This is a genomic window from Paenibacillus sp. FSL F4-0236 (assembly GCF_038000135.1).
In the GTDB taxonomy this organism is placed as follows: Bacteria; Bacillota; Bacilli; order Paenibacillales; family Paenibacillaceae; genus Paenibacillus_AQ.
Genome location: NZ_JBBOBK010000001.1, coordinates 4,817,238 through 4,832,828 on the forward strand (window position 1 = coordinate 4,817,238; position 15,591 = coordinate 4,832,828).

At 44.1% G+C, this 15,591-nt stretch carries 15 protein-coding genes; 9 read left to right on the top strand and 6 right to left on the bottom strand.

The window, feature by feature from the left end; translation table 11 throughout:
• Positions 1–9: 9 nt before the first annotated feature.
• A complete protein-coding gene (locus tag NSQ29_RS21645; RefSeq protein WP_081382729.1) occupies positions 10–480 on the bottom strand; it encodes a SprT family protein in 471 nt (156 codons plus the stop codon).
• A gap of 120 nt (positions 481–600) precedes the next feature.
• On the opposite strand from NSQ29_RS21645, the gene NSQ29_RS21650 reads away from it, so the two are divergent.
• A complete protein-coding gene (locus NSQ29_RS21650) occupies positions 601–963 on the top strand; it encodes a hypothetical protein (protein ID WP_042124766.1) in 363 nt (120 codons plus the stop codon).
• A gap of 65 nt (positions 964–1,028) precedes the next feature.
• Positions 1,029–1,166 (top strand): cortex morphogenetic protein CmpA, encoded by a 138-nt coding sequence (cmpA, locus tag NSQ29_RS21655; protein WP_094874036.1) that lies wholly within the window; start codon positions 1,029–1,031, stop codon positions 1,164–1,166.
• A gap of 75 nt (positions 1,167–1,241) precedes the next feature.
• Here cmpA and NSQ29_RS21660 read toward each other — a convergent pair whose 3' ends face one another.
• Entirely contained in the window at positions 1,242–1,412 is a 171-nt protein-coding gene (locus NSQ29_RS21660) for a hypothetical protein (RefSeq protein WP_156113060.1), read from the bottom strand.
• Between the two features lie 122 nt (positions 1,413–1,534).
• A complete protein-coding gene (locus NSQ29_RS21665) occupies positions 1,535–4,897 on the bottom strand; it encodes a tetratricopeptide repeat protein (RefSeq protein WP_341126056.1) in 3,363 nt (1,120 codons plus the stop codon).
• Positions 4,898–5,071: 174 nt separating this feature from the next.
• On the opposite strand from NSQ29_RS21665, the gene NSQ29_RS21670 reads away from it, so the two are divergent.
• Positions 5,072–5,965, top strand: coding sequence for an AraC family transcriptional regulator (locus tag NSQ29_RS21670; RefSeq protein WP_339801132.1), 894 nt, complete (start codon positions 5,072–5,074; stop codon positions 5,963–5,965).
• A 79-nt stretch (positions 5,966–6,044) separates the two neighbouring features.
• On the opposite strand, the gene NSQ29_RS21675 is transcribed toward NSQ29_RS21670, so the two are convergent.
• Positions 6,045–6,539, bottom strand: a complete 495-nt coding sequence (locus tag NSQ29_RS21675) for a DinB family protein (protein WP_339801129.1) — start codon at positions 6,537–6,539, stop codon at positions 6,045–6,047.
• 168 nt (positions 6,540–6,707) lie between these two features.
• Here NSQ29_RS21675 and NSQ29_RS21680 point away from each other — a divergent pair, with 168 nt between their 5' ends.
• The 5 genes from NSQ29_RS21680 (at position 6,708) to NSQ29_RS21700 (ending at position 12,021) form a co-directional block, all read left to right on the top strand.
• Positions 6,708–7,271 (top strand): CGNR zinc finger domain-containing protein, encoded by a 564-nt coding sequence (locus NSQ29_RS21680; RefSeq protein WP_339801126.1) that lies wholly within the window; start codon positions 6,708–6,710, stop codon positions 7,269–7,271.
• Between the two features lie 120 nt (positions 7,272–7,391).
• On the top strand, positions 7,392–8,495 hold the full coding sequence (locus NSQ29_RS21685) for a stalk domain-containing protein (protein WP_341126057.1): 1,104 nt from the start codon (positions 7,392–7,394) through the stop codon (positions 8,493–8,495).
• Positions 8,496–8,683: 188 nt separating this feature from the next.
• Positions 8,684–10,576 (top strand): acyltransferase family protein, encoded by a 1,893-nt coding sequence (locus tag NSQ29_RS21690; protein ID WP_339801120.1) that lies wholly within the window; start codon positions 8,684–8,686, stop codon positions 10,574–10,576.
• A gap of 58 nt (positions 10,577–10,634) precedes the next feature.
• A complete protein-coding gene (locus NSQ29_RS21695) occupies positions 10,635–11,141 on the top strand; it encodes an RNA polymerase sigma factor (protein ID WP_341126058.1) in 507 nt (168 codons plus the stop codon).
• A 1-nt stretch (position 11,142) separates the two neighbouring features.
• Positions 11,143–12,021 carry a DUF3298 and DUF4163 domain-containing protein gene (locus tag NSQ29_RS21700; RefSeq protein ID WP_042124758.1) on the top strand — a complete coding sequence of 293 codons (879 nt, stop codon included), beginning with the start codon at positions 11,143–11,145 and terminating at the stop codon, positions 12,019–12,021.
• Between the two features lie 66 nt (positions 12,022–12,087).
• Here NSQ29_RS21700 and NSQ29_RS21705 read toward each other — a convergent pair whose 3' ends face one another.
• Both NSQ29_RS21705 and NSQ29_RS21710 read right to left on the bottom strand, forming a co-directional pair.
• On the bottom strand, positions 12,088–12,612 hold the full coding sequence (locus tag NSQ29_RS21705; RefSeq protein ID WP_339269241.1) for a GNAT family N-acetyltransferase: 525 nt from the start codon (positions 12,610–12,612) through the stop codon (positions 12,088–12,090).
• A 6-nt stretch (positions 12,613–12,618) separates the two neighbouring features.
• Positions 12,619–14,598, bottom strand: coding sequence for a translation factor GTPase family protein (locus tag NSQ29_RS21710; RefSeq protein ID WP_339801111.1), 1,980 nt, complete (start codon positions 14,596–14,598; stop codon positions 12,619–12,621).
• A 176-nt stretch (positions 14,599–14,774) separates the two neighbouring features.
• On the opposite strand from NSQ29_RS21710, the gene NSQ29_RS21715 reads away from it, so the two are divergent.
• Positions 14,775–15,566, top strand: coding sequence for an SDR family oxidoreductase (locus NSQ29_RS21715; protein ID WP_341126059.1), 792 nt, complete (start codon positions 14,775–14,777; stop codon positions 15,564–15,566).
• Positions 15,567–15,591: the final 25 nt, after the last annotated feature.

Genomic DNA, 15,591 nt, shown 5'->3' on the forward strand with positions numbered 1-15,591 from the left:
CTGTTCTACTTACTGGACTTCCAGCGCTAGCAGCTTCAGCTTACCCGAACATTTGCCGCAGCGGTAGCGCTTTGGGTCTACTTTTCGCTTACGCGGATACTCCATAGCACATGCTGTACAGATCAGCTTGTACCGGTAAGGGAGTGACTTTCGAGCTTTCGCACCCGGCAATGTCTGACAATAGCGACTCCCGCCGACTTGTGCCAGCAGTCTTTTGAAATCAGTGTCACGATGCATATACCCTCGCTTCGCCAAATGCAGATGATAATGGCAGAGCTCGTGTTTTATAATCTTCTCCGTCTCTTCTCTACCGAACATAGCAAGCTGATGGGGATTAATCTCTATATTATGGCTCTTGGTAAAATATCGACCGCCTGTTGAAGATAATCGGCTGTTAAAGCTTGCCTTGTGCCTAAAGGGTACGCCAAAGCTGTCCCGTGATACCTGCTCAATCCACAGCTGCAGCTCTTCGTTGCTCATCGTTTCCATAGCGTTCTATCACAAGTCCTTTCCACGGGAATTAAGATCTCTACTTGAATTGTAACTTGTGCATAGGCTAAACTGTCAAGAAGGAAGACAAGTACGGAGGGAGAATGACCAATGCCGAAAATGCGGTATGTAATTTTGCAGCAACATCAAGAATTACAATTCGTGGAAATGCCCGAGGAATATGCGTACCAGTTAAGTGCGCTCAATTTACGTCTAAACAAAGAAATCGACAAGCTGACAGCCGATAATGTACCTGATCTGCCCTTAGCTATTGCTGAGTGTGATTCATTGGATCTGCTACGCGAAGATTACTCCCTGGAGTCCGGTCTGGATTATATCAATAGATTGGAACAGGCCTTTGCCTCTGTTCAGGAGCAAAAGAACTATCCACTCATCTCCCTGCTGACCGAGATTCGGGCGCTGCAAGCTCAATTAGAGCAGTGGTACGAAGAGGAAGCAGAAAGCATTCTGTAAATCGTCACCTTTAGGCTCATTTCTCCATATGCTAACTTACGTAAGCAGTTAGAGGAGTGATACCCTTGCCACAGTGGCTCTGCCATCAACTGATGAAAGCCTATTACAAAAAAGACCGCCGTCAGATCAAGCTGCTGAACGAGTGCTGGTTCTTTTATCGTAATTCTGCGGAATCACCGGATTCCATCCAGAGAAATTTATAGGATTCGTTAAATTCAAAAATCCATCCCGCTACTTACAGGGGATGGATTTTTGTATAGGATTCGTTGGAATCCGAATTAGAACATAGGGAATACATATCTGACCAAGAAGAAAAGTGCTCCGAAAAAAATAATAATATAAGCAGCATATTTAATAAAGGTAGATGCGACAACACTGGAATCCGATTTCCGTTGCACCTCTGTATGCTCCACTTCAACGCTTCTATCTTTATAGCCCGGTTCCATCATCAATCTCTCCTTTCGAATATAGGCTGGTAGATAGTCTCCATTAACCCGGGGCTTTCAGAGTTGAAACAAAATTCCAAATCGAACCAGTTATTTTCCTTCATCATGAAACTGCTTTATTTCTTTTATGATTCCAAGCACATCGCCTTGTGAATTCGAGCTCCCTGATGGTTCGGCTCCAAGTGCAACGCTTCTTCAAATCGTTCTTTCGCTTCTGCCATTTTCCCTAAGCCTAATAAACCTAAACCCATCATGAACAAGCAATGAATTTGATTGCGTCTATTCAGATCATCCTCAAATACGAGGAAATCAGGTAAGGATACGGCAAAATAATCAATCTTCACCTCATCAAAGAGATGTCTTTCTGCGAAATCGATCAGCTTATTAAAACGCCGGTTCGCTTCCTTCGGATGATTCAGCTGTACCCATGCTAAGCCCTGATAGAAGATCATTTCTGGCGGCTGATCGTTGTAGTACATCGCGCTGGCTGGTTCTTTCAAGCCTTGAGACGCAATCGCCCAGTGTCGTGCAGCTTCTTGCATATTGCCTAATCCGTTATAAGCCACACCAAGCTCGTAATACACATTATTCTCTTGCGCACCATCGAGCTTACCCTCACCTAAATTCTCTGGATAATGAAGCGCACGTGTTAATAATGAGATAGCCTCTTCATATTGGCCTACCTGATTCGCCTGCTTACTCAGTTCAACAAGCCCCAAAACATATTGCCCCGTAGCTTTCCCTTCGCCACCTTCCCATGGATGGAATTGGCGTCGTAATAGAACTGACAAAGCATCTTCATACTTGCTAAGCAAATTCAGTAGGGTCACATATTCAAGGTATAGATCATCCCGCTTCTCCACCAGCTCCATATGCTGCTGCAGTCTTGCCATCCGCTCCTGAGCAGAAACACCCATCTTCTTATACAATTGGTCCAGCTCGTAGAATACTCTCGCATCATTCGTATTGCACTGGAAAGCTTGTTCAAGTGACTGCAAGGAAGCCTCAGCATCATTACGCTTATTGTAATAAGCAAGCGCAAGGTTACGATGAACCGTCGGGAAACGATCATCAAGCGCGACGGATTGCTCCCAATGGCGAATGGCATCGTCGGTACGTTTTTTATCATAGAATAGATTTCCTAGATAATAATGAGCCTTACTATCTAGCGGATTGCAGGCAATCGCGCTTTCTAATACCTGCAGCTCAAACAAGCTGTTCGGGAAGCAATAATCAGAAGATGCTGCTTGAGCAAGCTGAAGCTGCGCTGTCGCATCTTCCTCACGGCCCATTTTCTCGTGTACATAAGCCAATGTGTAATGCACCATCGGATAATTGGGTTCATTCGATGTCCTACGAATTTGCTCTAACACCTGTGCAGCTTCCGCGAACAATCCACTACCTGCATAATCGGAAGCTAGATTTAAATAGTTATGCACATCGTTTCGCATGAACCGTGCAAGCTTCATCTGAGCCTCAGCTGCTTCCTCTTGTCGCCCGAGCAATGTAAGCGTAAGCACTCTCTCATACGCTGCCCCGAAGTCCGCGATATCTAGTTTCAATGTCTCCTCTGCGAATGTAATCGCCTCAGAGTAACGTCCAAGCTTGCGTAAAAGTGCTGTTTTTACATGTCTTGATTTATAGTTTCTTGTGTTACGTGCCAAAGCTCTAGTTGCAAGTTCCAACGCTTCTTCATACGCCCCACGTTCACAAGCAATTTGACTCAATGCATAGTATCCACTGTCTTGAAATGCTGCAGACCATACCGCCTTGTAGAAGGCAGCAAATGCTTCTTCCTTGCGATCCTGCAGTCTGAGAACTACACCAAGCTGATAGTATGCTTCACTATCATATGGATTCGGATTGAACCAAGTCAGCGATCGTATAGCCGTACGGAAATGATTTTCCGCTTGCTTGAACAATCCTCGACGAAGCAGCAGCGTCCCATAAGCTACATTAAGCCGAATATCGGATGCATCTCTTCTTAAGCCTTCTTCATAATAATGCTCTGGCTCGAACGTGGCATGACGGTATTGCTCCAGGTGAACTCCAGCCAAATACAACTGCTCTGTGCTTTTTAATTCTTCCGGTAGTGGAAGTGGCTTAGCTGCATCTGGAACCTGTTCAATGCTAGGCTTCGCTGGACGATAAGATATGAGGCTGTTTCCGTTCACATCAAACACCGTTAGGATTAAGTGATGCGGTCGATCGGCATCATCTAACGTAATGACCGATTTGTAGGTTAATTCTGGAGAGAGCGTGATCGTATCCTTCACGTACGTTCTATGCTGTCCTCTAAGTTCAATAACCGCTCCCTCGAATACCGAAGTTCCATAGGCCATCACAGTGGCAGTCCGTAAAGTCTCATCCACCTCAAGATTAACGGCGGCATCAATAGAAGCATTTTTCACAACACCGATGTTCTTATATGGCATGAAATATTGTGTGAATGACTTCTCTTCATACGGCTGGAGCCAAGTGAAATCCGGTTGATTATCCGTAAATACCCCTGTCATTAATTCAATATAGGGTCCGTCCTCATCGGTTAAATTACGGTCCCACGCTTGACCAAATTCGCCGTTCCCCCAAGTCCACTGCTTTTTACCTGGGGATACATGGTGATTCGCTACGTGAAGCAGACCCGCTTCAACCCCATGATCATAACCACCCACGAAATTATAATCGGATTTGTACGCCATGTATGACGTAGGAACAGGAATATTTTTATAGCGTGAAATATCTACGCCTTCGGAATAGTCCATCTTGTAATACGTTCCTGTTGCAATAGGGAATCTGGACACATCACGCTTACCATGGTCGAATACGGCTGTGACATCCGGTGGAAACACCGATTGCGTATGGTCATTGACTGCAACCGCAGGGTTTGCCCACCATAAGAAGGTTTGTGGCTCCGAAGTTCGGTTATATAGCTGTGCTGTAACTTCGAGATAGGCTTTTCCAGGATGCAGCGTGAAGCCCGTTGTGACCTTCGTTCCATACATCCGGTCAATTTCACTCACCCATACGGTTGCACTGCCATCTTCATTCTCCGTAATTACATGCTCCACAGGGCCAAACGTGTTCGGACGATGATGCTGCGGCCAGTTAAATTCAATTCCACCTGAAATCCATGGTCCTGTCAGACCAACAAGCGCAGGTTTAATCACGCGATTATAATAAACAAAATCATAATTGTTTGTCTTATCCAGAGCACGATAGATACGGCCGCCAATTTCAGGCATGATCTCGATGCGTACATATTCATTTTCGAGCATTACCATCTGATACGATTTCATTTCTTTCTCATCCATAATTTTATCAACCACAGGATGTGGATATACTCGCCCCGAGCTGCCTTGATAGACTCGCTTCTCGAGGAACATTGGATTTTTATCGGGTTCACCTGTTTCATAGGTAGGAATTTCAACCATTTCCTCCCATATGCGGACGCTGTTCGTTAAGATTGCAGAAGGCTCTTTCATACTCATTTCGTTCTCTCCTCCTTCGTGATATAGCTCTAATTTATCGTTGTATGCGCTTTTAAACAATTGACGATAATCTGTAACTGATGGACAATATTCTTATCCTAAAAATAATATTCTCCTTATGAATAGGTTGTTAATTCAAATAAATAAATTATGTTCTTAAAAAGGAGGGTTATCATGACAGATATCTCATTAAAGCCGGATGGCTTCGATGAGCAGAAGCTTTTTGTGCTGCCCGATTTCATGATGAATGAATTACATGAGAATCCGTTAACAAATTCCTTCTATGTAAGTGACATTGGCTGCTTCCCAAGAGCGAAGTTTCATTATCGAGAGCGTCCACAAGGATGTGACTCGCATATTCTTATGTATTGCGTAGAGGGTGAAGGGTGGATGGAGAGTCATCACAATAAGCTGATTCAAATAAAAGAACGGCAATTAGCTGTCATTCCTGCCGGAACACCCCATCGATATGGTGCTTCAGATGTGAATCCCTGGACGATCTACTGGATGCATCTAAAAGGAACGCATGCCGCTGCGTTGATTCAAACTTATGCCATGGACGTAGAGCCGCTAACCTTTACACTGAACCTTCATACCCAATGGATCGAAGATTTCGAGCAATGTTATGCCCTGTTATCGGATAAGCCTTATGCCATGCGTAATCATATCTATGTGTCTCAGTGCATTCGTCATCTGATCAGCCACGTGGGATTGAGTACCATGAACTCTGCGCAAGATAAAAAGAACGAACGTTATCTTGAGCAAGCCATTCGCTACATGACAGATCGAATCAACAGCTCCATTTCACTCCCGGATGTAGCGAAGCATATGGGGTTATCGAAGCAGCATCTAATTTATCTATTTAATCAAGAAACCGGGGTTCCCCCGATTGAATTCTATCTGCGCCTCAAAATGCAGCGTGCCAGTCAACTGCTGGCATTAACCGATCTACATATTAAAGAAATCTCTAGTGCTATCGGGATGCAGGACCCCTACTACTTTTCTAGATTGTTCAAAAAAATAATGGGATGCTCGCCGACTCAATATCGAAGCACCCCAAAAGGTTAAAATAAAGAAAAGCCACACGACCGCTGCACCAGGTAAACCAGTATAGTGGAGTGTGGCTTATATTTTTATTGTAGAGGTTCTAATTAAAACTACGGTTGGAAACCCAGGAGCCTTGCAGTTTACGAAGCATAATAATTTGTCCGGTGTGGTATGAATCATGCAGGATAAGACTCATTACCTCTTCCCCTGGGGCATGACCCGAACCACCCCAATCATATGCGCCTTCTTCCAACGCCTCAATGATTTCTCTAAGAGCAGCGTGCACGTCCTTCAGGTCTGCAACGGCCTTCGCCCATGCTTCTTCCCCTTCCGTTGTTACAGTAAAGGTATCATCGTTGCTTTCAGCATCAGGTTGTTTGGGCAACCCTTTTAACTTTCGCAGCAAACGCACCTTATAATATGTTAGATGGTTAACCGTCTCCCAGATGGAATTGACTGTACCCCCCTCTGGCTTCCAAAGTGCCTGTTTACTGTCCACGCCTTCCAGTGCATCACTTAACGGCGGGGCCCAATCCTCGATATCCATGCAATAATCCCAATTTTGCAGCAGAACCTCACTGATTTTATTTTGCATGTTCAACCTCCTAATACTTACTGAATTATGTAACTACTTAAACCATCATATAGTGGTTACATTAGAAATGTAGCATATTTCCAGCATTCAATCAAGTAACTAGCTAATCACAATTTTAACTGTTACAATCGTTGTAATCGAGAGTTGTGCGGAAAGGATGAACAGGACTTGTTGTGGGAGGATTTCATTAATAGTTACTGGCGGGATTGGCGAACAGGAGATAAGAATAAGGATCGGGATGAACTCGAAGATCCGGAGTGGATTGCGAAATGGCTGAAGAAGCATGCTCTGTTAGAAACACAGCTGCCGAATACGATAGAACTGGAACAGCTAAAGAAGCTTCGATCCCTACTATGGGACTGGGTACAGACTATTGTACAAGGAAAATCGATGGATGGAGAAATGCTGAAGCAGCTCAATATCTATATGGACAAGGGTCCTGTTACGCGGCGAATGATATGGAAAAGTGCCGAGCAAGCGGAGATTTCATTATTGCCACTACATAGCGGTTGGGAGCAGGTGATGGCGGAGATAGCGGCGTCTTTTGCGGAGGCTTTGCTTGAAAAAGAACCCTCAAGATTCCGTATCTGCGAGAATCCTAATTGTCTCTGGGTGTACTATGATGATACACGCAACCGCTCTAAGCGGTACTGCGATGACAAGGCCTGTGGCAACCTCATGAAGGTGCGGCGGTTCCGGGCGCGGAAGAAGGCTGAAAAGGGTTCGGAGTGACTATCAAAGGAACTCTTGCGGGATGACGAATTTCGATCAACATTTATCCCCCCCAAACTTTTCAACACTCCTAATACGTCTTGCTAGTAAGTGCGCTAATAACACACTTATTACAACTAAATGGAGCGTGAACAAACAATGAAAAAGAGCCCTTTTAACGTATTGAAGTTTGGTGTAGTCGGATTAACGGTTATGGGAATAAGCGCTGGCATGTTACCAATGAATGGCACTGCTTTTGCTGATGCAGTGAACACGACGAAGCCTGCCATCAATGCCCCGATTTCAGCTGTAACGATTTCCACCATCAATAACACTGGGATCCAAATCAAAGAAGTAATTCTCACATCTTCAACGGAGCTTCTGAATACAAATATTAAAGTGCCACAGATCGTAGGTATGTTGGATACGAAGGCTCAAGAAGAGATCAACAGTGTCATTCTCTCTAATGCGCAGAAAGACCTTGCTCTTTGGGAAAAGGATGCAACTGAAGCAGCTGCAGACGCTAAAAAGGCTGGTTTTGAGTATCGCCCATATGAGCTTAATATTATTTATGACTTAAAGGAAAATAAAACGGATAACCCTTCTGGAATGATATCACTTGTCGTTACTTCTCAAGGTGAAACTGGTGGAACGGGTATGCCTCGTGTAGATACATACAATGTATTTAATACGAAACAAGCGAAGCGGATTGCCTTGTCAGATTTCTTTGGAAACGACTTTAAGGAAAAGTTGAATGCCGGTATCCTTGCGAAGATCAATGAGGAACCTGAGAACTATTTTATTGAGGATTTCAAAGGGATCGACGAAGAACAAGGTTTTTATATTGAAAATGGTGAGGTTGTCATCCTCTTCCCTAAATATAGTATTGCTCCAGGCGCCATGGGAACTCCTGAATTTCGTTTCAGTACCCATATTACGAACAACCCGAAGCTCGATTTAAGTACAATAGCTACATTTAAGAATGCTAATGGGGTTTCAATGGTGTCATTACGAGATGTGGCGAATCGTTTAGGATATGAAATCAAGTGGAATCAAACGTCGCGCTCAGCTGAGCTAAAGAAAGGTGCACAGTGGACAAATGTTACCTTAGGTAAAGATTCTTACTTTTTTGCCAAAATGGCTCCTGTCACTTTAGGTACTGCTCCTATCCTAAAGAACGATACGATATACGTTCCGGTTAAAATGGTTACCGATATTTTACGTGTGGAAATTAAGAACGGCTAATTAGGCTAATGGCATTCCAGAATGATTTTTTGTTCTAGAATGCCTTTTTAAATTCATAGGCACTTGTGTACCGATTTCTGATCCATTCATGGTCACTCCTTTATTTACCAAGAGAAGTTAAGAACTTTTTTAAGTTAGTCATACGTCTTGCTGACATAAGACAACTGATGACGAAGGAATGAACTACCATGAAAGAAATCAAGGTTACACCATCGACTAACTCTTTAGAACCTGACAATTCCACGACTAGAAGGCGTTATATGCCGGGAATAGATGGACTTCGCGCACTCTCTGTGATCGCAGTTATTGCGTATCATCTCGACCTCAATTGGGCTCCAGGAGGACTTATAGGGGTCGGAATATTCTTCGTTCTGTCTGGATATCTGATCACGGATCAAATCATCCAAAGGTGGAAGCAAGACCGACGGTTCGACCTTAAAGATTTCTGGATCAGACGAGCGCGACGGCTATTGCCTGCTATGTTTGTCATGCTTTTTGTCACTGCTATGTGGCTTCTGTTGTTCGATCGTTCACGATTAGCAGCATTACAAGGGGACTTTATATCTTCAACGTTATACTTCAATAACTGGTGGCTTATTTTTCACGATGTATCTTATTTCGAGAGCTTTGGACCTCCTTCTCCTATAGGTCATTTGTGGTCGCTCGCTATTGAGGAACAGTTCTACTTCATTTGGCCATTGGTTATTATTGTAGGGTTACGCCTTGCACCTCAACGAGGTAAACTCATTGTGATGTGTCTAACAGGGGCATTCCTCTCGGCACTTGCTATGGCGCTAATCTATCAACCTGGAGTTGACCCAAGCCGAGTCTATTATGGTACTGATACTCGAGCTTTTGCTCTACTGATTGGAGCCGCTCTCGCTCTAGCATGGCCGAGTCAAAATTTGACCGATAAGATTTCACGCAGATCTCGCTATATCCTTGACTTCAGTGGTGCAATCGGATTAATCACCCTCATTCTTATGATTTGGCGGACGAATGAGTACGGACAATCTCTTTATTATGGCGGCTTGGTTCTCGTGTCGATCCTTTCCGCACTTGTAATAGCTGTACTCGCACATCCTGCGAGCCGACTAGCTAAAATCATGGGTTGCAAGCCCTTGCGTTGGATTGGCGTACGTTCCTATAGTATTTACATATGGCATTATCCAGTCATCATTCTAACTAATCCTACAGTAGATACAGGTGGGTTCGATGGTTTCCGTGTTCTTTTTCAGCTGGGAGTTAGCCTCCTATTAGCCTCACTATCGTGGAAATATATCGAAGAACCTATTCGTCAAGGTTTATTAGGAAGATGGTGTACTAAATTAAGCATTCGTCTGCAATTCAAGATTCGACCCTTATTCATCTTTATTGCAGTCCCGTTAATCATATTGTCCATATCCTGCAGTAGCAACTTGGATACTAAGATATCCGCAGATCCGAATACAGGCACTATTACTAATCCCGATAAGAATGAACATAATGTCACACTAGTACCCCCTCAAAATGTACCAACACCTACGCCTGTACCTGTACCTGTACCTGTACCAGTACCATTAGATCCACCGAAGAAGCCAGAACCTCAGCCTCAGGTAGAAGAAGCAGGTAAAGGTGTTACTGCGATAGGTGATTCCGTAATCCTCGATGCTGCTCCTTATCTACAAGAACTTCTGCCAGGCATTGTTATCGATGGTAAGGTAGGCAGGCAGATGTCACAGGCACAAGAAGTGGTCGATAAACTTAGGACGAAGGGGAAACTTGGCACTCGAGTGATCATTAATCTAGGTACAAACGGAGCTTTTAACTCCAATCAATTGCGGAAATTACTTATTTCACTTGAAGATGTTCAGCAAGTCGTACTAGTAAACACACGTGTACCGAAAAAATGGCAAAATACTGTGAATACCTTGCTTAAGAAAGTGGCTTTAGAATTCCCCAATGCTATGGTTGTAGACTGGCATTCCTCAAGCGAAGGAAAGGATTCTTACTTCTATGAGGATGGCGTTCATCTAAAACGAGAAGGTGCCAAATCCTATGCCGCACTTGTAGCTAAAGCCATACAAAAGGAGAATCAATGAGAATAGTAATCTAACAAACTAAAGCTACGCAATATAAAAAGAGAAGGGTTTTACGAATATGCTTAAGAGGAATAAAGAGAAATTACTCACTCTTTGTATTACAGATAACAAGGAGAACATATACCGTCTAGCTTACAGCTATGTGAAGAACAAAGAGGATGCATTAGATGTTGTTCAGGATTCGATTTATAAAGCTCTCTCCTCTATAGGGTTGCTAAAGAACCCAGAATCCGTAAAGAGTTGGTTGTTTAGAATCGTAGTAACTACCTCTCTGGATTTTCTGAGGAAACATAAAAGAGTTCAACCAGTAGATGATGAAGCACTCGACTTTTTTATCCCTGGTGCGATAGACGTGTATCCAGATATTGATTTAGAAAGATCGCTGGATGATCTACCCCTTAAGTATCGAAATGTCATCGTCCTTAGATATATCGAAGATTTAAAGATCGAGGAAGTTGCGGAAGTATTAAATGAAAACGTCAATACAGTAAAGACTAGAATATATCAAGCACTCCAGTTATTAAGAGTCAACATGCAGGAAGAATCCTCAAAGGAGATCAATTAGAATGGATAACCAAATCAAAAAAATTATAGAAGATTATAACAAACTCCCTATTCCTGAGGAATTAGATTTCGTTGTAAGTAAAGCATTAAAGAAAAGGAAGATAAGAAGAATACGTTACCAGTGGATATCTGGAGTTTGTGCGGCAGCCCTATTTTTCGTGATTGGGATTAATGTCAATGTTAACATTGCCAATGCCTTCTCCGCTATACCTGGTGTAGACAGTATTGTTAAAGTGCTAACTTTTAGAGAATACAAAGTGGATGAGCAGACCTATAATGCAGACATAAAGGTCCCCATCATTACTAACCTAGAGAATAAAGAGCTGGAATCGACTCTGAATGAAAAATATCTCGAAGAAAACAAAAAACTATATGATGAGTTTCAAGCAGAGATGGAGTCTTTAAAGCAATCCGGAGAGGGGCATTTAGGGGTCGATACAGGCTTTGAGGTTAAAACGGACAATGCTGAGCTATTTGCTATTAGCAGATACGTGGTAAATACCGTAGGTTCATCGTCAACAACAATGCAGCACGATACGATAGACAAGAAGAATCAAATCCTGCTAAGTCTGCCTATGTTATTTAAGGATGATCGATATATCAGTATCATAAGTGAAAATATTAAAGAACAGATGCGCTCCCAAATGAAAGCAGATAAAGATATGTTCTACTGGATTTCAACAGATGAACCCAATGAAGACCTTTTTTATCAATTTGAAAATATAGCTAAAGATCAAGATTTCTATATCAACGATAAGTACCAGCTGGTTATTTCCTTTAACAAATATGATGTGGCTCCTGGCTACATGGGCGTTAGAGAATTCATCATTCCAACAGATGTAATTGCAGATGTTCTGGTCAGCCGTACGTACATTAAATAAATCATTATGAGACTCATAAGGGGTATGCGTTTTGTATCCCTTATGAGTCTTTTTTTGCGTAAAAAGTCATTCATCAATCCCTATGCCTCTAATGTCTTGCCATCCTATTTTTATTTCTTCTAATAATTCATTCCCTATCTTAACTTCTATACTTGAGATAGACTCTCCCCCAACGCTGTGGTAGAAATGAATCGCCGGATTGCCCACCAGCACCCAAGTCATGAACGAGCTATAATTTTTCTTCAATAAATTCTGTGCTACACTTCTTATGAGCTGCTTCCCTAGACCTTTTCCTTGGTGTTCCTTAAGCAAATAAAGTGCGTAAAGCTCCGCATCGTAGAGATCCGGCTCTCTTCGCGCCCCTCCATTTGCAAAGCCAATGATCATCCCAGACTCATCTTCAGCAACATACATTACCTCGTCTTTATTGGGATTTTCAAAATTCTGAATCCAACGCTTCCTTCTAGCTTCTACTGTGAAATTATCAAGAAACTCGTCTGATATTAGTCCTTTATACGTGGTTTTCCAACTCGTAGCGTGGACGAAAGCGATCCCGTCTATATCACTAGCTGTTGCTTCTCTGATCTTCATTTTATCTCACCCCTGCAGCGCCTTTCGCACGCTTAATATATATTTCGCCTGATCTAATGGATTCACGCCCCGGCGGGTGCGCTCAGCGGATACGTCTGGAGGACATTCTTCATAGCCGGCAAAAAAAGAAGTGAACGTGCTACGCCCCTTCGTATAGGAGCTTAAAGTAACAGGATAATCAAGCGACGTTGCCAGCGGCAGACGGCCTTCGATGATCATCCGCTCGCCTTGCAGCACAGGTGGCTCGAAGGTGCCGCGCATCTGAACCAGGTCGTTCATCACTCGGCCGCCATTCTCCTCAGGGACAACGATGCGAACCTGAAGAATCGGCTCCAGTAGTTTAGTGCCTACCCGCGCGAGTCCATCCATAATCCCCATAGGAGTCGCTACGGCAAAATCCAGCGGATGGGTATGCCATACATGATGCTGTCCCTCGATTAAGGTCACTTTAAGATCGGTAACCTCCCAGCCGTACAAGCCCTGTTGCAAGGCTTCTGGTACACGCCGTGCGGTCTCGCTCTGATATTGCGGCAGCAGATCGGAACTCCGCACTACCGAATCATAAACTAAACCACTGCCAGGAGGTCCGGGCTCAATTTGAAACCGCAGAATCGCCCAGCACGGCTTCGGCATCGTATAAGCGATAAAGCCTTGCCCAGCAGAGGCTGGCGTTTCTTTATAGATGACAGAAGGCTGACCGAAGGTAACCTTCAGCGCATACCGCTCCTCCAGAACACTATTCAGAATCTCCAGCTGAATAGGTCCCATTACTTTGATATGCAGCTCTCGCTCATCCTGCAGCCACTGCGCATCCAAGAGCGGATCTTCATCCGCCAGCTCCTGCAATGCTCCGATAACCTTATGGTCATCCATATCGGTTCCCCAGAATACGCGCACCGTTAGCAGCGGTACAGCCAGCTTCGCTTCCTCCGGAATCGCCTCCGGATGGCCGAGTACATCTCCGATCCGTACCCCTGAAAGACCATAGATTACAGCGATATCCCCCGCTTCAAGCGATCCGACATCCTCAGTACGACCACCCTCGACCTTGCGGATCTGGGTCACTTTTCCCTGAATATTCTGCGTGTAGTTCATTACCGTATCGCGGTTACGGATCGTTCCTTCATAAAGGCGGACAAACGCCATTCGCCCCATGCTTTTATCACGCTGAATATTGTAGACAATGCCGGACACCGGCCCCTCAACATTGCCACCAGCTCGCGGAAAATACTCAACCATCGCGTCCAGCAATGCAGTAATGCCAAGCCCCTTGGCGGCAACACCATAAACCATTGGGAAGAAGCGTCCTGAAGCGGAAGCTGTCTTCATATATTTTTTCCAAGCTGCAAGATCAATCGAACTACCTGACATATACGTCTCTAGCAGATCTTCATCCCGCTCAGCCAATGCCTCCAACAATTCAGTCTGTGCAGCAGGATCGGCATCGCTCCCCCACAAATCTATTGCGCCTATGTACTCCTGCTCTTTCCCGGTGGGTTGCTGTACAGGAATGATATCACTAGACAAATAATTTCGCGCTTGCGCCAGCACAGCCTCAGGGTCTGCACCTACACGATCCATTTTGTTCATAAAAATAAGCGTCGGTATTCCCAGCTTCCTCAGCGCGTTCCAAATCATCTCACTTTGAGCCTGCACACCCTCTACCGCCGACAAAATTAGCACCGCACAATCCATCACTCGCAAAGACCGTTCAACCTCTGACAGAAAATCGACGTGTCCTGGTGTATCAACGAGGTTGATCTGCACACCCTTCCATTCAAAAGAAGCTAATGCCGCCCGAACGGATATTCCTCGTTGCCGCTCCACATCCATAGAATCGGTCAATGCTGTCCCACTGTCTACACTGCCGAGCGCTCGAATGCGACCGCTTTCATACAAAATATGCTCTGTTGTTGTTGTCTTGCCGGCATCCACATGGGCAAATATCCCCACATTAATCCGTTTTGCTCCCTGCTGCTGAATCATCTATAGTACCCCTATCATGAGCTAGATTGATCTAAATTTATATTGTACACATCCTTATGTCTCATAGTAATACATCCCTCCTTGTTGTTCCACCCTCCTACTAAATTGGTTAAATTCAGCTATGCCGGGTATGTAATTACTAAGTAAGAAGTCTAACGCCAAGGAGGAAATTCATCATGTTAGATCAACGATTGCAAAATAAAGTTGCAGTAGTCACAGGCGCAGGGTCCGGTATTGGAAAAGCTACAGCCATAAGGTTTGCTCAGCACGGAGCTAAGGTATATATGCTTGATCGCACCCCTGAGGAATCCTATGAAACTAAACGTGAAATTGAATCCATTGGAGGAACAGCTACAGTTATCGAATGCGATGTTTCCAATCCAGGTCTTGTCGAAGAAAGTATTCGTAAGGTTGCGGATGAGGCTCGGAAGATTGATATCATTTTTGCGAATGCTGGCATTAATGGTACATGGGCTCCAATAGAAACACTAGAAATCGAAGATTGGGACCAGACGCTAAATACCAACCTACGCAGTACCTTTGCCACAGTAAAATATGCTATCCCCCATATGAAAGAAAATGGCGGAAGCATCATTATCACTAGCTCTATTAACGGAAATCGAGTGTTCTCGAACATCGGCGCTGCTGCGTACTCCTCTTCCAAGGCTGGACAAGTCGCTTTTATGAAAATGGCTGCGCTAGAGCTGGCGCAATACGGTATCCGCGTAAATGCGGTCTGTCCTGGATCAATCGACACTCAAATTGGAGATAATACGGATAAGAGTAATGATCTTCAAGAAGTGAAGATTCCTGTAGAATTTCCAAAAGGCAATCATCCTCTGGAAGATGCGCCCGGTAAACCTGAACAAGTAGCCAATCTAGTATTATTTCTCGCCTCGGATGAGTCTTTCCATGTCACAGGAACTGAGATCTATGTAGATGGTGCCGAGTCACTCCTTCGCGGATAACGTTTTACTTGAATATTTATAATAT